We start from the raw sequence: 22,599 nt of genomic DNA on the forward strand, positions 1-22,599 counted from the left end.
ACAAGGACAAAAAGGACAAACAAAAATCAGCGGCTGCATGAGATTCCTTGGTTATATTTGTTTAAAAATTAATCCATGGGATCCAAAGCCACCGTAGAGAATAAGATTTTAGATGTTGCGTTTCGGTTTTTTTTGAAAAAAGGCTTCCGAAAAACGACCATGGAAGAAATCGCCCAAGATCTGGGAATGAGCAAAAAGACACTGTATAAATATTATCCGGGGAAATTTGAGCTGCTCTCGGCATCCTTTGAAATGCTGAAAACCAAGCTGACCGCCAAAACTGAAGCAATTCTGGATAATCGATATATCAGTTTTCCGCTCAAATTAAAGTCAACCCTCTCCGTAGTCGCTACTTATTTGGCGCCGATCAGTCCGGAGCTTTTTGAGGATTTGAAAATTTTAGCTCCTGAAGTTTGGGAAGATTTGCGCAGCTATATTAATGAATCTGCGTATCTGCGATTTCAGAAACTGATTGCTGAGGGAGTAGAATTGGGACTGGTTAAGGCCAATCTGAATATTAGCCTCGTGGTGATGTTATATGCGGCGGCTGTTCAATCACTGCTCGACCCAAACTTTCGCTCGCAGTTTCCTCCGGGCCTTCAAAAAGGAATGGACATCCCGGCCTCTGATATTTACGATCAAGCGATTTCGATCCTTTATGAGGGAATTTTGACCGAAGAAGCCCGAAATGAATTTATCAATGCATAAAGCTTGCTTCTCTTGATTTCCCTATCTTTGCCCCTTGTTATTTCCCAGAAAATACGTTCAATCAATGACGAGTAAAAACTTCAAACGATATACAATTACCTCTGCTTTGCCCTACGCCAATGGTCCGCTTCATATTGGTCACCTGGCGGGATGCTATATCCCTTCTGATATTTATGTGCGATTTCTCCGGTTATTGGAGAAAGACGTGCTGTATGTCTGCGGATCTGATGAGCATGGTGTGGCGATTACGATCAAGGCACGAAAGGAAGGCAAAACTCCACAAGAGGTGGTAGATTTTTATCATGGATTGATGAAGGAAAGCTTTGAGAAATTCGGGATTAGTTTTGATCACTATTCTCGTACTTCTGCCAAAATTCATCATGAAACCGCCCAGGGATTCTTTAAGGATTTATATGAGAAAGGGGAATTTCTCGAGCAGCGAAATGACCAATATTTTGATGAAGAGGCTGGCCAGTTTTTGGCTGATCGCTACATAGAGGGAACCTGTCCAAAATGCGGTTTTGAACATGCCTACGGGGATCAGTGTGAAAAATGTGGCTCATCCCTCAGTCCTTCTGATCTCATCAATCCCCGCTCAAAACTGAGTGGTAGAACACCAGTTTTGAGAGAAACCAAGCACTGGTTTTTGGATTTGGCTCGCTATCAGAATTTTCTAAAAAAGTGGATTCTCGAAGATCATGCAGCTGATTGGAAAAACAACGTACTCGGGCAGTGTCGATCTTGGCTAGAGGCTGGAGATGGATTGCAGGCGCGGTCGATGACTAGAGATTTGGATTGGGGCATACAAGTGCCGCTTCAGGATGCCGAGGGGAAAGTCCTCTATGTGTGGTTTGACGCACCGATTGGATATATCTCTTCTACCAAAGAGTGGGCGGCCACCCACGGAAAAGATTGGAGGCCTTATTGGCAAAGTGAGGACTCCAAACTGGTTCACTTCATCGGAAAGGACAATATTGTATTTCACTGCATTATTTTCCCGGCAATTTTGAAAACTCATGGCGGATACGTACTTCCTGACAACGTGCCGGCAAACGAGTTTTTAAATTTGGAAGGGGAAAAAATCTCGACGTCACGAAATTGGGCGGTTTGGCTTCATGAATACTTGGAGGAGTTTCCCGGAAAAGAGGATGTCCTTCGGTACGTATTGACTGCGAACGCTCCAGAAACCAAGGATAATGATTTTAGCTGGAAGGATTTTCAAGCCCGAAATAATTCCGAATTAGTGGCTATCTATGGCAATTTCCTAAACCGGGCTGTGGTCCTGACTCACAAATATTACGAAGGGAAGATTCCGCAAAAAGGTGAACTGACTGGCTACGATCGGGAAGTATTGGAAACCCTTGCGGATTTTCCTGCCAAAATTGCCGCCTCGGTAGAGCGATACCGATTCCGAGAGGCGCTGGGGATTATGATGGATTTGGCTCGATTGGGCAATAAATATCTGGCGGATACCGAACCATGGAAAATGATCAAAACCGATGAGGTTCGCACTGCTACCATTATGAATATTGCCTTGAATATTGCCGCTAATCTGGCGATTGTTTCTGAGCCATTCCTGCCCTTTACAGCACAGAAACTATATGATTTGTTTGGAATGAAAAACAGCAAATGGAATCAGGCCGGACAGGCGGATTTGCTCCATGCTGGAGAGTCCATCGGTCAGTTGGGACTCCTTTTTGAGAAAATCGAAGATGAAGTCGTAGAAAATCAAGTACAAAAACTATTAAAAGCCAAAAAAATGAATGATGCTGCTAATCTTCCTGTCACACCGATGAAAGAGATTATTACATACGATGATTTTGCAAAGCTCGATATGCGAGTAGTGACGATTTTGGCTGCTGAGAAAATGCCAAAATCCAAAAAATTGCTCAAATTGAAAATTGATGCAGGAGTGGGAGAGAGAACCGTACTTAGTGGAGTTTCGGAGCATTTCGAGCCGGAATATTTGGTTGGAAAGCAAGTAGTCATGCTGATCAACTTGGCTCCACGAAAAATGATGGGCATTGATTCGGAAGGAATGATTTTGATGGCCGAGGATAAGGATGGAAAGCTCAAATTGCTTCAGCCGCATGAGGCTACAGCAAGTGGGTCGATCATAAGCTAAAATTCTGGAAGCTGCAATTGGGAAAGGAAAAATTCGTTCTTTCATTTAAGACCTGTCAAAGCTTGATTTGACAGGTTTTTTTATGTCTAATTTTTTAGATTTAGAAATTTAAGGAATTGTTTAATCGTGTCTTTTAGTAATTTTTTTTATAGGAATAATAGATGAATTATTAGTCGCTATTTTAGAATAAAACTTAGTTTTCGAAAATGCTTTTTTGTGACAAAAGTCACATAGGATTAGTGCCCCTTAATTTAGTTTTCTTTTTATATTCAAGCAGGTTAAAATCCGGTTCAATCACCGATCAAAATCTAAATTCCGAATCGGTTTGGTTGGCTCTTTTCATACTAAGAAAGCTTCCATCGTAGTCATAGCTACAGGAAACACCCACACCCAAAATAATTCCTATGTCAAAGAAGCTTTCCACTGAACATAAGCTCAAGCCGGCCATTGAATTAAACTCTGAATTTGGTAATTCTTTTCAGTTTGCGGCTATTGGGATGGCCTTGGTCAATCAAGACGGCCGATGGATAGCGGTAAATACAAGTTTGTGTAAAATCCTTGGGTATTCCGAAGAAGAACTCCAATCCTTGACTTTTCAGGACATCACCCATCCAGATGACTTAGAAAAAGACTTGGAGTTTGCCAAACAGCTTATTAATCGAGAAATCGACTCTTATCAAATCGAGAAACGGTATATCAAAAAGTCAGATCAGCCGATTTGGATTAATTTGACTGGGACGGCTATATGGAATGAAGACGGGAGTTTTCGATATTTTATCGCCCAAATTCAGGATATTTCACTGCGAAAAGAGGCCCTTGAGCGCCTAGCTGATCGGGAAAGGTTATTTCGAAGTATCTTCAATTCTACCTTTCAATTTATAGGATTTTTGGACAAGGATGGGGTTTTACAAGAAGCCAACCAAACAGCACTTGATTTTGCAGGCATCAAGTTGGAGGATGTGGCAGGAAAATATTTTTGGGATTGTTATTGGTGGCAGATTTCCAAGGAGACGCAGGAGAAACTTAAGTACAGCGTAGAAAGAGCCGCCAAGGGTGAATTTGTAGCCTACGAAGTGGAAGTTTGGGGGAGAAATCAGGTTCCTTCGACGATTGTATTCAATCTAAAGCCGGTTTTTAATGCCGAGAATAATGTTTTGGCCTTAATCGCAGAGGGAAGGTTGATTCAGGATATTGTAGAGACGAGGAATGAGCTAATTCAAAAAAATCAAGAATTGGAACAATTTACTTCTATCGCTTCCCATGACTTGCGTGAGCCGCTTCGCATGATGAAAAGTTTTGGGGAATTGCTGCAGCGAAATTATTCCCAAAAGCTAGATGAAAAGGGAATCAAATACATCAATATGATGGTCGGTGCCACGCGGAGAATGGGCAATTTGATTGAGGATTTGCTTCGGTACAGCAGGTTAGGCAATGATCTGACCCCTTTGGAGGAAGTTTCTGTCGCTGATTTGCTTAGCGAAATTAAGGGGCTTTATGGAGAATTGATTGATGAAAAAAATGCCACGCTACGCTACGGAAACTTACCTGTTATCCAGGGGAGAAGATTACCCCTTCAACTGTTGTTTCAGAATCTGATTGGGAATGCCTTGAAATATCAAGCTCCGGGAAACTTGCCTTTGATTTCTATTGAAGTTGAGGATGTGGGGAGTTTTTGGAAATTCAGTATCGCAGATAATGGAATAGGAATAGATAAAAAATACCTGGAGGATGTTTTTAGCCTATTCAAAAGGTTGCACACCAATCAAGAATATCCCGGAACAGGCTTGGGACTTTCATTATGCAAGAAAATTGTATATCAGCACGGTGGAGAAATATGGATAGAATCCGAGTTTGGTAAGGGCAGTACGGTTTATTTTACTATTAAAAAACAATGAATACCTTTAATGAGAATGCACTGTATTGGGTTTTAGTAAAAAAAGATAGGGCTTGAGCAAAATTGATTTGGGAAAATTAAAATCTGAAGAGTAAAAATTCACAATAAGAATCCTGATAAATTACGATGAAAACCTATACTTTCCTTTTGATAGAAGACAATGAAGGGGATGTGCTGTTAATGTCAGAGGCTCTTGAAGAATCCGGTATTCCATTTCGGTTGATTGGATTGCAAACAGGGCAGGAAGCCATCGATAAAATTAACCAATTTGATCAGAGTGAATTGCCAGATTTGGTGATTTTAGACATCAATCTCCCGGTAAAAAACGGATTTGAAGTCATGAGGGAAATCCGAAATAATCCCAAGACGGCTGCCTTGCCTGTGATGATTTTATCTACCTCCTCCAATCAGGAAGACAGGCGAAAAGCCGGTCAATTTCAACCTAAACTTTTTTACACCAAACCATCTGATTTTGGTGAATTCCCTGCTTTAGTCGAGGCTATTGTTTCTATTTTGCCCAAGGAACTCGAGAAATAGATTTTATTGCCTGGTTTGATTAATGCAAAGGCCGCTTTTTAATCATACCGCCTTTGGTGTCTTTGATGGGATATTGGATGACAAAAGCCTTGGGATCGATTTTGTCGATTTCGGTTTGGATTTTGGTGATTTCCAATCGGGTAATGACACAGAAAAGTACATTTCGATCCGGATTTTTAGCTTTCTCACCAAAACCTCCATCGGCTTTAAATGCCGTCACACCCCGTCCTAAGTCGTAGGTGATTTTCGTTTTGATTTCATCTGAATAATTGGAAATAATCATTACCCCGATATATTCTTCCACACCATTGATGAGAAAATCAACCATTTTAGATGCCGAGAAATACGTCAGCATGGAATACATGGCGGTTTCTAAATTGACAAATATGGCCGCTACGATAAAAAGCAACACATTGAAAACGGTGATAAAATCTCCCACTGTAAGACTCGATTTCCGGGAAACCTGAATCGCCAAGACCTCGGTCCCGTCAATCACGGCCCCACCCCGAATTGCAAAGCCGATTCCACTTCCCAAAAAAAATCCGCCAAAGACGGCGATCAATAATTTATCAGCTGTGATCGCGGGGATTTCGATGTAATGGACCAAAAGCGCCAAGGCAAAAATGGCTAGCGTACTTTTAATGGCAAACCAAAGGGAAACCTGACGATATCCTAAATATATAAAAGGTAAATTGACCAAAATGATCAACACGGATAGATTGAGGGGAGTGAGCATTTCCAGCAAAAGTGAAACACCCATCGCCCCACCGTCAAAAAATCCATTGGGTAAAAGAAAGCCTTTCAATCCGATACTTGCCATCACCACACCGATTCCGATAAAAATCACATCTTTGACCTGTCTCCACACCGTGACTCGCTGGGCCCAGGCCGTATCCGGAATAGTTATAATTCGTTTCACCATATTCCAAAAATACGATTTCTTATTTGAGATCAGGGTTCATTTTATTTGATAGTCTTTTGAGTATTAAACTTCGGAAGAATAGATTGCTTCATTCGACCGATTAAATGGATTGAATCGCCTTTTAGGGCAAAAAATGGATAAATGATTTTTTGATTTTAATTTGAACCTAAAGAAACCATTTTCTCAAAATAATTTGAATTCCAAGTTAATTTTTTATCTTAAAGATGATTTTTAAATAAAAAATATGAAGACAGAAGGGTATTCGAGTGAGGGGCACTTTGACGAGATGTTCACCTCAGATGGGGAAATTCGCGGACATTATGAGGAGTATTTCAACTACCTCAGCAAAGCCTCCAATAAAAAAATGAGGCAACTCCAGCATTCTGCAAATAAGGCTCAGAAGGCGATGGGGATGACTTTTAATGTCTACCATGATAATCAGGGATTGGAAAAAATCCTGCATTTGGACATTGTCCCGCGAATCATTTCCAATACAGAATGGAAGAAACTCGAGGCAGGATTGAAGCAGCGAATCCATGCACTCAATCTTTTTCTGCAGGACATTTACAATGAACAAAAAATACTCAAAGACGGAGTCGTGCCCGCTGAACTGATTTTGGGTTCCAAGGATTTTCTCAAACCCTGTATCGGATTGACTCCTCCCAAGGGGATTTGGTGTCATATCACGGGGACAGATTTGATCCGGGACAAAAACGGCGAGTATTATATTTTGGAAGATAATCTTCGCTGTCCGTCGGGAGTTTCCTATATGCTCGAAAGCCGGGAAATTATCAAGCGAGCCTATCCTCAGTTATTTAATGACGAAGGGGTCATGCCCGTGTCTGATTATCCGGCCAAACTCTTGAAGATGCTTCAATATTTGTCCGACAAATCAAAACCAGTCGTGGGGGTGTTGACTCCGGGGATTTATAATTCAGCCTATTTTGAGCATTCCTATTTGGCGCTGCAGATGGGCGTCGAGTTGGTAAACGGAGTCGATCTGATCGTAAAGGATAAAATAGTCTACATGCAGACGACCAAAGGGCTAGAGCAAATCGACGTACTTTATCGAAGAATCGACGATTCGTTTCTTGATCCATTGACTTTCAATCCTGAATCTATGCTGGGAATACCGGGAGTTTTTGAAGCTTACAAGGCTGGAAATATTGCATTTGCCAATGCACCGGGAACAGGGGTTGCGGATGATAAAGCCGTATATGCCTACGTTCCCCGGATTATCAAATACTACCTGGACGAAGAACCGATTTTAAATAATGTGCCGACTTATCTCTGCCGTGAGGAAAAAGACAGAAAGTATGTGTTGGAGCACATTGACCAGTTGGTAGTGAAAGAAACTAATGCGGCAGGTGGGTACGGAATGCTCATCGGTCCAAAATCCGACAAGGAGGAGCACGAAAAATTTCGCCAGCTGATCAAGGACAATCCTAATAATTACATTGCCCAGCCGACTTTGTCGCTTTCGACCGTGCCTTGTCTCACCGAGAATGGAATCGACGGAAGACATGTCGATTTAAGACCCTACATTTTGTACGGGGATGAGATCGAGGTAATCCCGGGTGCCCTGACTCGAGTCGCATTAAAGAAGGGGTCCTTGGTCGTAAATAGCTCCCAGGGTGGGGGAAGTAAGGATACTTGGGTGTTATACAATTAATCAAATCAAAATGCTTAGTAGAGTAGCAAGTCATATCTATTGGCTGGGGAGGTATCTGGAAAGAGCCGAAAACTATGCCCGATTTATCGATGTCAATTTTAACCTGATGCAGGATCTCCCTGCGGATCTCAAAGAACAGTGGGAACCTCTAGTCATGGCCACGGGAGATTTAGAACTGTACCAAAGAAAGTACGATGGATTTGAGCGTCATCAGGTGATGTTTTTTCTGACTTTCGATGCAGATAATCCTAACTCTATGCTTTCAGCAGTCACCAATGCCCGGGAAAATGCCCGGATCATCCGGGAAAACCTGAGCAAAGAAACCTGGGAAAAAGCCAATGAGCTCTATTACATGCTTCAATTGGGTTTGGAAAAAAAAGTGTGGAAGAAAGAAGATCCCAGAGAGTTTTACGAGCAGGTGAAAAATCAAATATTGTTGCTTTATGGTCTCGCCGACGCTACGGTAGCTCGGACAGAGGGATGGTATTTTAGACAGCTAGGTCAGCTGCTCGAGCGGGCAGACAAGACTTCCCGGGTGCTTGATGTCAAGTATCACATTCTTTTACCCTCGGTTTTCGAGGTAGGTACTCCGATGGATTTCTTGCATTGGATGGCTTTACTGAAATCAGTCACTGGATTCAATACGTACCGGAGGCTATATGGGAATATTGATCCCTCCGGAGTCGTGGAGTTTCTTATGCTTAATAAATACTTCCCGAGATCTATATTCTACTGCATTAAAGAAGCTGAGCGCTGCCTGCACTGTATTTCAGGCAGTAATTCGGAAGGCTTTAATAATTCGGCTGAAAAAGCAATGGGAGAATTACGGTCCCGCTTGGAGTATTCGGAGGTCGATGATATAATTTCTGTCGGTCTTCATGAATATTTAGATAAACTTCAGCTAAAAATCAACCATATTTCCGATCTCATTGACATCAATTATTTCCGGATCAAGGATAATTATGTCTCACAATCTCAATCACAAGCATGACATTCTGCCTCGGCATAAAAACCAAACATGGTCTCATAGGCCTATCTGACACTAGAATAACTTCTGGAAGCGAAACCACCACTTCCAAAAAAGTCTATGTGGTCAACAAGCAAAAGCACTCCTTTTTTATTATGACCTCAGGTCTTCGCTCTGTCAGAGACAAGGCAATCACCTATTTCTCCGAAGTGATCGAGCGACAGGATGATTCTTTTTCCAAGCTTTATCAGGCAGTCAATGAATTTGGGAATCAGGTAAAAATAGTCGCCAAAGAAGACAAGGTCCATTTGGAGGAGGCTGGATTAAATTTCAATCTTTTCTCCATCATTGGAGGGCAGTTGAATGAAGACACTGAACCGAAACTCTATTTACTCTATCCTCAGGGCAATTGGATCGAAATCCGTAGAGGAACACCTTTTGTAATTATTGGAAATTCCGGATTTGGAAATCCAGTGTTGAGGCGCTCACTTCATTTTGATGATTCGATGGAATATGCCCTGAAATGTGCTTTTTTAGCCTTCGATGCGACCCGGATCTCTGCCAATGATGTGGATTTCCCCATAGATACGGTGATATTAAGAAACAACGAATACTACATCAAAGAAAAGCGGTTTGAGCAAAAAGAATTGGAGCATGTCTCTGCTTTTTGGAATGAGCGGATAAAAAGCGCCATTGCCGAGCTCCCATCCGATGTTCTGAGAAGCGCTATGGAGGAGGATCTGGACGTTTATTCAGGTGGAAATTAAATCATGCGTGTTCATGTAAATCATCTTTCCCGATATGAGTACAGTGCTGAAGTCCAACTTGGAATCCATCACCTTTTCCTTCTGCCTCAGTATAGACCTTATTTTAGTTTAGAACAGGAAAATATTAGTATTTCTCCAACAGCCGAGGGACAAAATTATAGACAGGACCTTTTTGGAAACTGGTTTAAACAAGCCTGGTTTTCCATTCCCACCCAAAGTCTAACCATCAAAACCGAATGGATTTTTACCCTTCATCAGTTCAATCCATTTGCTTTCATTATCGAACCTAATTTTGAACAAACAGGCTGGAAAAACCCCGATTTTCAGTTTTCGTATCAGGAAAAATCCAGTTTTCTTTCTCCTTATATCACAATGGAGAAAAGAGAGACATTTTCTGATTTTCTGTTGGGAATGAAAGCGAAGTCCTCTGGATTGATTGACTTTTTGGTCAATCTGACTCAGGAGATTTATCAAAACTGGTCCCATGAAATCCGGCATGAGCAAAATGTCTGGGAAGGAGAGTTTACTTTCTCGGGGAGAAGTGGATCTTGCAGAGATCTTGCTCTGATGCAGATGCAGATGTTGAATTCGATAGGATTGGCTACCCGTTTTATCAGTGGATATGCTTTCAATCCCGATTTGGATGAGGGGCATGAATTGCACGCTTGGCTGGAGGTTTTCCTTCCGGGAGCAGGTTGGGTCGGTTTGGATCCCAGCTTGGGCCTACTGACGGATCATCGGTACATACCTTTGGCCTGTCATCCTGATCCAGCTTTGACATTGCCCGTTCAGGGGACTTTTGGAGGAAAAGCGGATTCGATTTTGAAGACCTTTGTGGATTTGAAATTGTTAGGTTAAATTTTTTTCAATTTGCTCTGACGGCGGCTTTTTCTGGCATTTCAAAAATATCTTCATCCAACTCATTCTCCGTCAGCGTGACACCAGCCAGACTAACCTGATTTTGAACTCTGACCGCAGTATCTCCATCTATTAGATATCCGGTGAGTAATCGTGGAAACTTCATTCCATCTGTTTCCCGATAGTCCTCATATTTCATTCCGCTGATGATTTGATTCGAAGGATTGAAAAACGTCACCCGATAGAGCACCCATTCGATCATCTGAGTCTCCGGATCAATCAAGACCTCATAGGAATTAGCGGGAGTTCGGTAGCTTTCCAAATTTGATTTTGCCTCTAATCGCTCGTATTCTTTTCCATTGAATCTTCGGTTTTCCATCTTCGAAACTTGAATGGAAGTGTCCGTCAAAATATAAGGCATACTATAAAAGTAAAAATATAGATTGTGATAATAATCCACCGACTGACCTCCAAATGATTGTCGGTTTGGTGCGACCCAAATACCTTCTCCATCATTTCCCACCTGAAATCCAGCCGCATCAATTCTCGCTTTTCGATCAGTCAAATTGAAAAAGTGATTTTCCTGCTGAAGATTACTTTCGTGAAATAGCGTGTAAGACATGCCTTCAGATTCGATCCATTTTTGCCAGTTTCCGTGGGCCTCCAGTACTTCCAAAAACTCTTCCGGCTGCTCCATTCGAGGATCGGGACCTGTTTTTCCGCAGGAGATCAAAATCAAAAGAAGAAGGGAATAAAAGACACGTTGGGTTTGATGTTTCATGGCTTGGGTGATTAGAGAGTTTGAAGATAGGAATTGGGATGGGTTTTGAGCGCAATCTCTATCAGGTCGGCCTAAAAATTAGCCGTTCTTATATTTTTTTAGAATTGATCTTAATAATAAGAATCTTTTCTGTTAATTTTGACCAAATCTAAATAAGAAGCTTATGGCCGCACGCTCTTCTGCCTGGAAAATCACCCGGAAAGTTTTTGATAAGATTCATTTGTATGCTGGGTTAATCTCAGGATTGATTGTTATCGCTGTTTGCTTGAGCGGTACCATCTATGTTTACAATACCGAAATCAAAGAATGGGCAGATTCTGAGCGGTATTTTGTGGAGGCATCTGGAGAGCGACTTTCTCTTGATGAATTGAAGTCAACCTTAGAAAATGATCTTCAAGGTTCGGTAACTGGAGTTTTTGTTCAAAACGGGCAGGACCGATCTGTTCAAATGACCTTGCTCAAGGATGGCGAAAAGGGCAGAGGAACGACCTATTTTGTGAATCCCTATTCGGGGGAAATTTTGGCTGATAATACTGAGCAAACAGCAACTGAAAAATTTATGCGGACCCAGTTTTCACTTCACCGATGGTTACTTTTGGATCGAATCGAAGAGCCTATTTTTGAAAGTATGAGTAATATGCAACTCGGAAGGCTGATCAATGGCATCGCCACTTCTTTGTTTTTGCTTGGGGTGATTACAGGGATAGTGATTTGGGTGCCACAAAAAGCCAAAACATGGAAACAAGGTCTTCAAGTTAAATGGTCTGGCAACTGGAAACGGGTCAATCATGACCTACACAATACCATGGCATTTTATTCCTTGATCGCACTTTTTATCATGTCCGCGACAGGCTTATTCTGGTCGTTTGAATGGTATCGGGAAGGTTGGCAAAAAACCTGGGATACTTATCAGGCACCAACTTCTAAAAATGAAGTAAAGGAGGAAACTCCAACTGTCGAACCTGGTCCTGTTCAAGAATTTTCGCTGGAGTTGGCGCTTGCCAAAGGAAATGAAACATTGACTTATCCAGGCAATTGGCGTATTTCTCTCCCAAAAGACGGTTTAAGTCCCATCGGATTGACCAAATACCGAACAGGTTTTTTTGCCCGATCAGGTGCTGATCAAATCTCCTTGAATCAAGCCGATCTTTCGGTGTCGGAGACGCGACTTTTTTCGGATTTGTCGGTAAGACAGCAAATCGGTCGCTCAGTCAAAAGTCTCCACATGGGGGATATTTTTGGCCCATTTACTAAATTTCTTTGGTTTTTGGCGTGCTTGATCGCTACCTCGCTTCCGATCACCGGAACTTTGATCTGGTGGAATAAGCGCAAGAAGAAAAAGCGCCCCACTTCATCCAAGGTCAAGAAGCAAGTCGCTGAGATGGCTTGATTTTATAGAAGATGAAGGTTTAAATCATTCAAGGATTCCGAATGCAGGATAAGTATCGGACGGGAGGGAAGCTCATTTTCTGAAAGCACTCGTTCCGTTGTTTTATTTTCTTTGGCACTTTAACACGCTTTTTTAGCACTTAATTTCAAAAAGATCTGAGGGGTGAAATATTGGTTTAGCTTGAATTCAATTTCAAACTAAAACGATTAGCTATGTATTTTAATCTCAGATTATTTTCAATTTTAGCCCTTGGTATTTTGGGCTTTTTTAGTTTCGCATGCCAAAATCAGGAGAAAACCGAAACGATTTCTATGGAAACCGAGGAAGAGCCTACGGGGCAAGAACTCGTAGAAAGAGGGAAGTATTTAGTCGAAATCATGGGCTGCAATGACTGCCATTCTCCGAAAAGAATGGGCGAAAGGGGGCCTGAGATTATTCCCGAACTTGCATTATCGGGTTTTCCGGCAGACGGGCAGATTTTAAAATTTGACGATCCACTGATCAAAGAAGGTTTTGGCATGATGTATCCTGACTTGACCGGAGCTGCCGGTCCTTGGGGCCTTTCCTTTGCCGCCAATCTTACGCCGCATGAAACCGGGCTGGGAAATTGGACTTTGGAGCAGTTTACTATTGCTCTAAAGGAAGGCAAGTCAAAGGGGATTCGCACCAATCGAATGCTTTTGCCTCCGATGCCATGGCAGAATTATGTCGGAATGATGGATGCTGATATCGAGGCTGTTTTTGAATACCTCCAAAGTATTACGCCTGTGGACAATGTGGTGCCCCAACCTATCGGCCCCGGAGATATGTAATTTGCTCAAAAACAGTGGGCTGTTGCGTGCATCTGAGGCTTGTTTTTTATCATACTTTCACTTTCTCCAAATCTTGAAGAAATCAAAGGGTGAGCAGCTTCTTGCTCCAAATTTGATTCATCGAAAAATTGATTTGAATTATCCTATTCAAAATTTAATTGTAGCAAATGAATGATATTTCAATTTTTTTAAACAAGAATTGGTGCAGAAGTGCTATTCTGTGGATCCACTGATCCAAATAAATCAAGATTGGGGCTAGTGTCCTAGGTGTATTGACACTTCGGTAGTGAATGCTTTTTTGCATTTTCAGAATAGAGTAGATCCCATTATTTGGGTTGAATTTCCAGATATTCCGAGTATTTTTCCTATTGAAAAATGGAATGGTGAATGAATAATGATTTGATTTCTATCCGGATGAAATTTTCTTTCTTTCTGGTTTTTATTTCCTTTTGTGCCCAGGCACAGGAAAAAGCTTGGATGCTAGGACCTTTTGTCCGTCCAGAAAATGCACAGCCGATTATTAGCCCACAATCCAACACTACCTTTCAGGATCCGGTTTCTGGAGCAGTGGTGAATTGGGAGTCTATGGCCACTTTCAACCCTGCTGCAATAGTGAAAGATGGAAAAGTTCATGTGCTCTACCGGGCGGAGGAAAAGCTTGGTGAAAAGGAAATAGGAGGGCATACTTCTCGCTTGGGAATGGCGATATCTGAGGATGGCTTTTCTTTTTTCAGGGAAAAGGAGCCAGTATTTTTTCCTCAATCCGATGATCAGAAAAAATACGAATGGCCGGGTGGAACAGAGGATCCAAGAATTGTCCAAACTGCAGATGGACTTTATGTTTTGACTTACACCCAGTGGAATCGGGAGGTACCGAGGTTGGCTTTGGCCACATCGAAAGACTTGAGGACTTGGGAAAAACACGGGCCAATCTTTGAAAACTGGAAAGATGGAAAATACCATCAGGTCGAATCCAAATCCGGTGCGATCGTCACCGAACTGAAAAATGGAAAATTGGTGGCAGCCAAAATTGGCGGGAAATATTGGATGTATTATGGGGTGCCGAATATTTGGTTAGCTCATTCGGAAGATTTGATCAACTGGATCCCGGTCGAAAATCATGAAGGAAACCGAGTGCCAGTTTTGAGTCCACGTCTCGGGTATTTTGATTCTTGGTTGGTAGAGGCTGGTCCGCCGCCCTTGCTTACCGAGGAGGGAATCGTCGTTTTATATAATGCTGGAAATACTGGAGACATCGGTATGGAAGGAATGGGAAATCGAGTCTATTCTGCCGGGCAAGCACTTTTTGATGCGAATAAGCCTTGGAAGCTGTTGGATCGATCTGAGGAGCCTTTTATTAAACCCGAACTTCCTTTTGAAAAATCCGGTCAATATCCCGAAGGCACGACTTTTTTGGAGGGGTTGGTTTATTTGGATGAAAAATGGTTGTTGTATTACGGAACAGCCGACAGTATGGTAGGGGTGGTTTCGGCTCCTGCATCCAAATATTAAGTAAACTTTAAGGCTGGGAAATCAATTTTTTCCACAAAAATTCTGAAACTTGATTATGCGAATTTTGGTGGTCGAAGACGAATCGGGAATTTCCAGTTTTCTCAAGCAGGGATTGGAGGAGGAAAATTATGCAGTGGACGTTACGGATAATGGTAAATCCGGCCTTGAGCTTGCTCTTTCGGGAGAATACGATCTTTTGCTTTTGGATTGGATGCTACCGGGAATAAGCGGAATTGAATTGACGAGACAATTCCGGATGAATTTTCCAGATACGCCGATCATTTTTCTTACTGCCAAAGACACAGTGGATGAGACGGTTTTTGGCTTGCAATCCGGAGCCAACGATTACATCAAAAAGCCCTTTCATTTTGAAGAATTGCTTGAGCGAATACGTGTGCAGCTTCGAAAGCGAGAAAAAGAAAATGAGGTACTGACTTTAGGTTCAATTCGTCTTTTGCCTCAGAGTTTTCAGGTTTTTAAGGGTTCTGAGGAGATTCAGCTGACCCAAAAGGAATTTGCTCTGCTGGAGTTTTTGATCCGAAACAAAAATAAGGTTTGTCGACGGACCCGAATAATCGAATCGGTTTGGGATATCCATTTCGAATACAATACCGGGGTGATTGATGTTTTTATCAATTCGCTGAGAAAAAAACTGAATCTCCACAAGGATGAGGACTATATTCAAACGATCAGAGGAGTGGGTTATATGGCAAAGGAATTATGAATCTTTCCTACAAAGAGCGCATTGCACGCCGATTGACTGCGGTGACTTCCTTGATCATTTTGTTGGTTTTTGGGATTATTTATGCCGTGGTTTATTTGACGGTCATCAATGCGATAGATCGTGATCTCAAATTAGAAACAGATAAGCATAGAAATCAGATTTTTTTGGTGGATGGGGAAATTCGTTTTGCACATAAAGACGAATGGGAAGAGCAAGAACACACCCAGCTTCAAATCAACCCGATATTTATTGAAATTGTGGATTTGGAAGGCAAAAGCATGGATCGCTCGCCAAACTTGCAGAATAATCACCTGAGTTTTTATCCCGATCGAGCGGTAAGCGGAGAAGCCTGGACCTTAAAGACAGGTTCGCGCGAGCTCCGACAAATGCAGATTCCTCTCATCAACCAAGGCACAAAGGAAGGCTATATGCTGGTAGCCAAATCCTTTGAAGACCCGAGAAATACACTCACCAACCTGCGAAACACTCTTTTGGTCCTTTATCCGTTGATTCTGATATCACTTTTTCTGACCATGCGATATCATGCAGATCATAGTATTCAGCCCATCAGGAGAATCATCCAAAAAGCAAATCAAATCACACAATCCAACCTAAATGAACGGATTCCACCGACCGAATTGAATGATGAAATCGGCCAGCTCACGGACTCCATCAATGGACTTTTGAGTCGATTGGAGCAAGCCCTCCTCCGCGAAAAACAATTTACTTCTGATGCTTCTCACGAGTTACGAACGCCCTTGGCGGTTTTGCGGGGGACTTTGGAAGTGCTCATTCGAAAACCGAGGACCGCAGAGGAATACGAAAGTAAAATACAGGAATCACTCAAGTCCATTGATCGAATGTCTGCGATTATTAATCAGCTTTTGGCTTTGGCACGGACAGAAAGCGGAACTAGCCAAGTCAAAGAAGAGGTGGAGTTGATTACACTTTGTGAAGATATCGCAGATGAATTGACCAAGCAGAAGGAACGAAAAGTACGTTTCGAATGTGAGGTCAGTGCGCCGATTTTTGTACAGTGCAATGAAAAATCGCTAAGAATGATAATCCAGAATCTGCTGGAAAATGCCATCAAATATTCTCCCAAAGAAACGGATGTGATTTTGAAAATCGACAAACAGGAGGAGGGAGCGGTAATTCAGGTAATTGACCAGGGTGAGGGCATTTCTGCAGAAAACCTGAGCAAAATATTTGATCCATTTTATCGACAGAAAAGTGCAATCGAGTCCATGATCCCCGGCTCAGGTTTGGGTTTGGCCATCGTCAAAAAACTCGTCGAAGAAGGAGGTCTAAAAATCAATGTCGATAGTGCTTTGGGCAAAGGAAGTATCTTTTCAATAATTTTTCCGCTGAGATCTTAAGGCAATCTTAAGGTAGAACTAAGGTTGGATTAAGACAGGTTTAAGACCTTTGGGCAAAACACCCACACGTTATGCTTGACCGGATTATCCATTGGAGTATTTCCAATAAACTTATCGTAGGAATTTTCACCCTGATTTGGATAGGTTTTGGGATTTATTCCTTGATGAATATACAGATCGGTGCCGTTCCCGATATTACCAACAATCAAGTTCAGGTCATCACCACTTCGCGAAATTTGGCCACTGAGGATGTGGAGAAATATTTGACTTATCCCGTCGAATTGGAAATGGCCAACCTTCCCGGAGTCAAAGAAATCAGATCCATTTCAAAATTTGGGCTCTCGGTCGTTACCATCGTTTTTGAAGATGACATGGGGACTTATCTTCCGAGACAGTTGATCGCCGAGCGAATCAAAATCGCCGAGGAACGGATTCCCGCAGGATTTGGCAAGCCATTTATGGGGCCGATATCCACTGGTCTAGGGGAAATCTACCAATACATCATTGATGTCAAGCCGGGCTATGAGGAGCAGTATTCGATTACTGATTTGCGGACTATTCAGGACTGGTTAGTGCGTCGTCAACTATCGGGGATTCCCGGTGTGGTGGAGGTCAATACCTGGGGGGGATTTCTCAAGCAATATGAAGTGGCGATCAATCCCGAGCGACTTCGCGCCATGGAAATCAGCATCCAAGAAGTTTATGAAGCGCTTCAAAAAAATAATTCTGTCGCGGGTGGTTCCTATATCGAAAAGAGCAATTTAAGCTATTTTATCCGAGGAGAAGGGCTTGCCGAAAACCTTCAGGATATCGAAAATATCGTAGTGACAAACCGCTCCGGATCTCCTGTTTATGTTCGGGATATTGCAAAAGTAGGTTTTGGTGCGGCCAATCGATTTGGTGCCATCACTGCCAATGGGGAAGGTGAAAAAGTACTCGGTCAGATCATGATGCTCAGAGGGGCGGATTCTAAACGGACGATCGATGAGGTCCGGGATCGAATTGCCGAAATCGAAGGCTCGCTCCCCGAAGGAGTTTTTATCAATGGATTTTTGGATCGTTCCGAGTTGATCGGTCGGACCACTTTTACCATTGCCGAAAACTTGATTTTGGGATGCTTGATTGTGGTGTTTGTGGTGGTTTTGCTTTTGGGAAATTTCCGTTCAGGCTTGGTCGTTGCATCGGTGATTCCCTTGAGTTTGCTTTTTGCCTTATCGCTCATGTATATTTTTGGTGTGGATGCTAATCTGATGAGCATGGGAGCCATTGATTTTGGGATTATTATCGATGGAGCGGTGATCATCGTAGAGTTTATCGCCTTTCGATTTACCCAATCTTCCGAAAGGCTCTCCGCGCTTACGCGATCTGAGCGCAAAGAAGAGCGAAATAAAATAGCCTTTGAAGGTGCTTCCAAAATGATGCATTCCGCAGTTTTTGGACAGATTATCATTATCATCGTCTTTATTCCTATTCTGTCGCTTTCGGGAGTGGAAGGGAAAATGTTTCGACCGATGGCGGAGGTATTCAGCTTTGCCCTGATTGGTACGATGATTTTGGGAATAACCTACGTACCGGTAGTTTCTTCCATATTCCTCAAATCCACTGTACCCGGTCCCAAGAATATTTCGGTAAGAATCATCAATACCTTAAACCGTTTTTATGATCCTACGATTCGATGGGCTTTGAATCACAGCAAAGCTGTTTTGGGTTTTGCTGCCGGATCTTTGGTGGCCGCCGCAGTGATTTTTTCTCAGATGGGTTCTGAGTTTGTCCCGACACTGGATGAGGGTGATTTTGTCATTCAGCCTGTCTTAAAAACGGGAACTTCTCTAAGCAGTACGGTAGAGACCATCACCCAAATGGAGCAGATTTTATTGGAGTTTCCCGAGGTAAAACAAGTGGTCACCCGAATCGGTGCTGCTGAAATTCCCACAGACCCGATGTCCATGGAAGAGAGTGATGTGATCGTCACCCTCCATCCGCCTTCCGAATGGACAGTCGCCACCAAAGATGATTTGGCAGAGAAATTTAAGGGAGCTTTAGCCGTTATCCCGGGATTGGATTATGAGTTTACTCAGCCTATCGAGATGAGATTTAATGAATTGATCACGGGGGTAAGGGCTGATTTGGCGATTAAGATTTTTGGAGAGGATCTGGACGAATTGCTCCGATTGGGAGAAGAGATCACTTCTGCTATCCAAGGAGTAGAGGGAGCGGCTGATATTATTTTGGAAAAAGTAGACGGGCTTCCTCAGATGAAAATCGAATACGATCGAGTCAAAATCGCAAAATACGGTCTGAATACGGCCGATCTTAATGCTATTCTTACGATGGGATTTGCCGGGGAAACCGCCGGAAATGTTTTTGAAGGAGAGCGACAGTTTGATTTGGTGGTAAGATTTGACAAACCCTTCCGGGAAGACCTCCAAAGTTTAGAAAATACTTCCGTAAAACTACCCGATGGAGGATCGGTGCCTTTTTCGGAGTTGGCAAAAATCAGCTATACCCAAGGTCCGGCTAAAATTTCCCGTGATGATACCCGGCGGAGAATTGTCGTCAGTGTCAATGTCAGAAATCGCGATCTTCAGTCAGTAGTGGATGACATTCAGGAGATTATTGGTCAGAAAATCAACCTTCCGGAAGGATATCGGGTAGATTATGGCGGTCAGTTTGAAAATCTCCGTCAAGCACGAAACCGGCTTCTTTTGGCTGTACCAGTGGCTTTGATTTTGATTTTTGTTCTCTTATATTTTGCTTTTTCATCTGCTCGGGATGCCTTGATGATTTATTCTGCCATTCCGCTTTCTGCTATTGGTGGGGTCCTTTTGCTTTGGATGAGGGATATGCCTTTTAGCATCTCAGCAGGTGTTGGGTTTATCGCGCTTTTTGGAATCGCCGTACTCAATGGGATCGTACTTATCGAACACTTCAAATCCATGGAAAATAAATTTAATTCGATTCAGGACTTGGTGATTTCCGGTGCCAAAGAACGATTGAGACCCGTACTTTTGACGGCGTCAGCTGCGGCCTTGGGGTTTTTGCCGATGGCAATGTCAGGCTCTGCAGGAGCGGAAGTTCAGCGTCCTTTGGCGACGGTGGTGGTAGGCGGATTGATTTCGGCTACGCTGCTGACTTTGGTGGTTTTGCCGGTTTTGTATGTGATTTTTCACAATAAAAAAAACAGGATCAAAGGCTCGGGAAAAAAGATCGCACTGGGAATGATATTCCTGGTTTTTGCTTTTCCAGGATGGGCACAAAGCTCAGATCCCATTTCACTTTCGGAGGCTCTAGTGATCGCCAAATCAAGAAACTTGCAGATTCAGTCCGTGGAAAAATCGCTCAAAGCGGCCGAGGAGCTCAGAAAATCGGGTTTTGATTTGGAAAAAACTCAGGTGTTTTATGGTTATGACAAAAATGACTTGGCAGAAAATGGTATTTTCAACCGTGTGGCGGGTATTAGGCAGAGTTTTGCATTTCCTTCACTCTATACTGCCAACCGAGGTGTGTTTCAAGCTCAGGCTGAAAAATCTCAAGCTAATTTTCGCCTTGCTGAGCGACAACTGGAAAAGGATGTCAGTCTCGCCTATGTAGAAGCAGCCTTTTGGCGTGAGTCACTTCAGAATTTGGAATTTTTGGACAGTTTGTATGGGGCTTTTGCACAGGCAGCTCATCGGAGATTTGAACTGGGGGAAAGTAATCTTTTGGAAAAATTGACAGCAGAAAGCAAGCAGCGCGAAATCCAACTTCGGAAAAATGAATCCGAACAAGAATACCAAATTGTATTACTTCGATTAAAAGAACTGCTCAACTGGGAAGGAGATTTGATCATTTCGTCTGAACCCATCGATTTGCCCATGCCAGAAGCGGAAGCTTTTCATCCCTTATCTCAGTGGTATCAGGCCGGAAAAGAAGAAGCTCAACTGATGACCAAGCAAGACCGGAGAAAGCTGCTTCCGGATGTTAGTTTGGAGGTTTTCAGGGGAACCAACCCCGGGCCAGATGCTCAAGTTTATCCGGGATTTCAGGCTGGAATAGGAATTCCTTTGTTTTTTGGGGCCCAGAAGGCAAGAATTTCTTCGGGGCAATTTCGTGAAGAACAGGTGGCATTCGAGGCTGATGCTTTTGAGCTGAAACTGGAACGGAAAAAACTGGAGTTAAATAAAAGGCTCGCCCAAAGTCAAAACGTGCTCGACTACTATAGTGAAGAGGGGAGGGATCTCGCAGATCAACTTCAAAATCAGGCTCACCGCTCGTTCAGGGAGGGGGAAATAGATTTTCTCCAATTCGTCCAATTGATCGAAAATGCCCGTAACATCACGCTCCAATATTTGGAGAGTAAGCTGGAAAACCAGCAGAATCTTCTCGAACTCACTTACCTTACCTTCTGATGAATACTTACTTCACTAAATTAATACCTCATCTTTTCATCCTCCTTGGTCTTGTATTCTGGTCTGCTTGTGGCGGAGAAAAGTCTGAATCAGATGCAATTGAGGTTTCGGAATCTACCTCCGGAAATCCCGGTATTTTTGTAACCAAAGATCAATTTGAAACTATGAAAATGGAATGGGGGACATTGGATAGCCGGACCTTTTCTGAGGAGCTTTCGATTCAGGGCTCTATAAAAGTTCCAGTCGAAGGGATGCAGGATATTACGGCGTATTATGGAGGATATGTTTCTGGGTTAAAATTGATCGAGGGAGAGGAAGTCAAGCGAGGACAGGTGCTATTTTATTTGGAGAATCCCGAATTTGTCAGATTGCAGCAAGAATACCTCGAAGTGAAAAGCCAAATTGGATTTTTAAAGGCTGAATTTGAGCGCCAAGAGACTTTATATTCTGAGCAAATCGCCTCCCAAAAGAACTTGCTCAAGACAAAAGCAGATTACCAGTCAGCACTTGCAAAGGAAGCTAGTCTCAAGGAGCAGCTACGAATGATTCATATCGATGCTGATGAATTGAAACCAGAAAATATCCGTTCTCGGGCTCCCATTATCGCGCCAATTTCGGGATTTGTGGAGGAAATTTTTGTCGTGCCCGGCGCTTATCTTCAAGCTTCCGACCGAGCGCTGTCCTTGCTCAACAAAGATCATCTTCATGTAGAATTTAAATTATTTGAAAAGGACGCCTCTAAACTTCAAGTCGGACAGAAGATCAAAGTGAGAATTCCTGAAGAAGTAGAATCTACTTTTGAAGCCGAGGTGTATGTGATTGGTCAAGCGGTTAATCTTGACCGGCAGATTTTGGTTCACGCCCACTTGAATGATGAAGTGGATCAAAAAAAGCTAGTTCCCGGGATGTATGTCGAAGGAAAGCTTCAGCTCGCACCGGAAGAGGGGATGAGTCTGCCTGAAACAGCCGTACTGAGTGAAGATGATAAAAGCTATATTTTGATTTTATCTGAAGAAAATGAAAAAGGATACGAGCTTGAAAAAATCGAAGTGACAATAGGTCCGACCCAAGAGGGCTATACTCAAGTCAATCCGAAAAAAGATATCAATTCTGACCGACAAGTATTGGTAAAAGGTGGTTTTTCATTGATTTGATTCCAAAAA

General features: G+C 42.7%; 17 protein-coding genes. 15 read left to right on the forward strand and 2 right to left on the reverse strand.

What is annotated here, in order from left to right; genetic code table 11:
- The first annotated feature begins 75 nt into the window (after positions 1-75).
- The 4 genes from BM043_RS09045 (at position 76) to BM043_RS09060 (ending at position 5,264) form a co-directional block, all read left to right on the forward strand.
- On the forward strand, positions 76-708 hold the full coding sequence (locus tag BM043_RS09045) for a TetR/AcrR family transcriptional regulator (protein ID WP_092790875.1): 633 nt from the start codon (positions 76-78) through the stop codon (positions 706-708).
- A gap of 64 nt (positions 709-772) precedes the next feature.
- Positions 773-2,833 (forward strand): methionine--tRNA ligase, encoded by a 2,061-nt coding sequence (gene metG / locus BM043_RS09050; RefSeq protein ID WP_092790877.1) that lies wholly within the window; start codon positions 773-775, stop codon positions 2,831-2,833.
- A 404-nt stretch (positions 2,834-3,237) separates the two neighbouring features.
- The gene (locus tag BM043_RS09055; RefSeq protein ID WP_092790878.1) at positions 3,238-4,728 is read left to right on the forward strand and encodes a sensor histidine kinase; all 1,491 of its coding nucleotides are present in this window, start codon (positions 3,238-3,240) and stop codon (positions 4,726-4,728) included.
- A 125-nt stretch (positions 4,729-4,853) separates the two neighbouring features.
- Complete coding sequence (locus tag BM043_RS09060; protein ID WP_092790880.1) at positions 4,854-5,264, forward strand: response regulator; 411 nt, start codon at positions 4,854-4,856, stop codon at positions 5,262-5,264.
- A 19-nt stretch (positions 5,265-5,283) separates the two neighbouring features.
- Here BM043_RS09060 and BM043_RS09065 read toward each other — a convergent pair whose 3' ends face one another.
- Positions 5,284-6,186: a YitT family protein gene (locus tag BM043_RS09065; protein ID WP_092790881.1), complete on the reverse strand. Its 903-nt coding sequence runs from the start codon at positions 6,184-6,186 to the stop codon at positions 5,284-5,286.
- 244 nt (positions 6,187-6,430) lie between these two features.
- On the opposite strand from BM043_RS09065, the gene BM043_RS09070 reads away from it, so the two are divergent.
- From BM043_RS09070 to BM043_RS09085, 4 genes are read left to right on the forward strand one after another with little or no spacing between them, the layout of a single operon-like run.
- Complete coding sequence (locus BM043_RS09070; RefSeq protein WP_092790883.1) at positions 6,431-7,858, forward strand: circularly permuted type 2 ATP-grasp protein; 1,428 nt, start codon at positions 6,431-6,433, stop codon at positions 7,856-7,858.
- 10 nt (positions 7,859-7,868) lie between these two features.
- Positions 7,869-8,849, forward strand: coding sequence for an alpha-E domain-containing protein (locus BM043_RS09075; RefSeq protein ID WP_092790886.1), 981 nt, complete (start codon positions 7,869-7,871; stop codon positions 8,847-8,849).
- Positions 8,846-9,592, forward strand: a complete 747-nt coding sequence (locus BM043_RS09080; protein ID WP_092790888.1) for a proteasome-type protease — start codon at positions 8,846-8,848, stop codon at positions 9,590-9,592. The genes BM043_RS09075 and BM043_RS09080 overlap by 4 nt, the downstream gene beginning before the upstream one ends.
- A gap of 3 nt (positions 9,593-9,595) precedes the next feature.
- Entirely contained in the window at positions 9,596-10,450 is an 855-nt protein-coding gene (locus BM043_RS09085) for a transglutaminase family protein (RefSeq protein ID WP_092790890.1), read from the forward strand.
- A gap of 7 nt (positions 10,451-10,457) precedes the next feature.
- Here BM043_RS09085 and BM043_RS09090 read toward each other — a convergent pair whose 3' ends face one another.
- Positions 10,458-11,231: a hypothetical protein gene (locus tag BM043_RS09090; protein ID WP_092790892.1), complete on the reverse strand. Its 774-nt coding sequence runs from the start codon at positions 11,229-11,231 to the stop codon at positions 10,458-10,460.
- A gap of 163 nt (positions 11,232-11,394) precedes the next feature.
- On the opposite strand from BM043_RS09090, the gene BM043_RS09095 reads away from it, so the two are divergent.
- From BM043_RS09095 to BM043_RS09125, 7 genes are all read left to right on the forward strand, one after another.
- Positions 11,395-12,621, forward strand: a complete 1,227-nt coding sequence (locus tag BM043_RS09095; RefSeq protein ID WP_092790894.1) for a PepSY-associated TM helix domain-containing protein — start codon at positions 11,395-11,397, stop codon at positions 12,619-12,621.
- Between the two features lie 212 nt (positions 12,622-12,833).
- A complete protein-coding gene (locus tag BM043_RS09100) occupies positions 12,834-13,433 on the forward strand; it encodes a c-type cytochrome (protein ID WP_092790896.1) in 600 nt (199 codons plus the stop codon).
- A gap of 414 nt (positions 13,434-13,847) precedes the next feature.
- The gene (locus BM043_RS09105) at positions 13,848-14,945 is read left to right on the forward strand and encodes a glycoside hydrolase family 130 protein (protein ID WP_092790990.1); all 1,098 of its coding nucleotides are present in this window, start codon (positions 13,848-13,850) and stop codon (positions 14,943-14,945) included.
- 55 nt (positions 14,946-15,000) lie between these two features.
- The gene (locus tag BM043_RS09110; protein ID WP_092790898.1) at positions 15,001-15,669 is read left to right on the forward strand and encodes a response regulator transcription factor; all 669 of its coding nucleotides are present in this window, start codon (positions 15,001-15,003) and stop codon (positions 15,667-15,669) included.
- On the forward strand, positions 15,666-17,048 hold the full coding sequence (locus tag BM043_RS09115; RefSeq protein ID WP_092790900.1) for a sensor histidine kinase: 1,383 nt from the start codon (positions 15,666-15,668) through the stop codon (positions 17,046-17,048). The genes BM043_RS09110 and BM043_RS09115 overlap by 4 nt, the downstream gene beginning before the upstream one ends.
- Before the next feature lie 71 nt (positions 17,049-17,119).
- Complete coding sequence (locus tag BM043_RS09120) at positions 17,120-21,436, forward strand: CusA/CzcA family heavy metal efflux RND transporter (RefSeq protein WP_092790902.1); 4,317 nt, start codon at positions 17,120-17,122, stop codon at positions 21,434-21,436.
- Positions 21,436-22,590 (forward strand): efflux RND transporter periplasmic adaptor subunit, encoded by a 1,155-nt coding sequence (locus BM043_RS09125; RefSeq protein WP_092790903.1) that lies wholly within the window; start codon positions 21,436-21,438, stop codon positions 22,588-22,590. The genes BM043_RS09120 and BM043_RS09125 overlap by 1 nt, the downstream gene beginning before the upstream one ends.
- The last annotated feature ends 9 nt before the right edge of the window (positions 22,591-22,599 follow it).

The organism is Algoriphagus hitonicola, from assembly GCF_900113375.1.
Lineage (GTDB): Bacteria > Bacteroidota > Bacteroidia > Cytophagales > Cyclobacteriaceae > Algoriphagus > Algoriphagus hitonicola.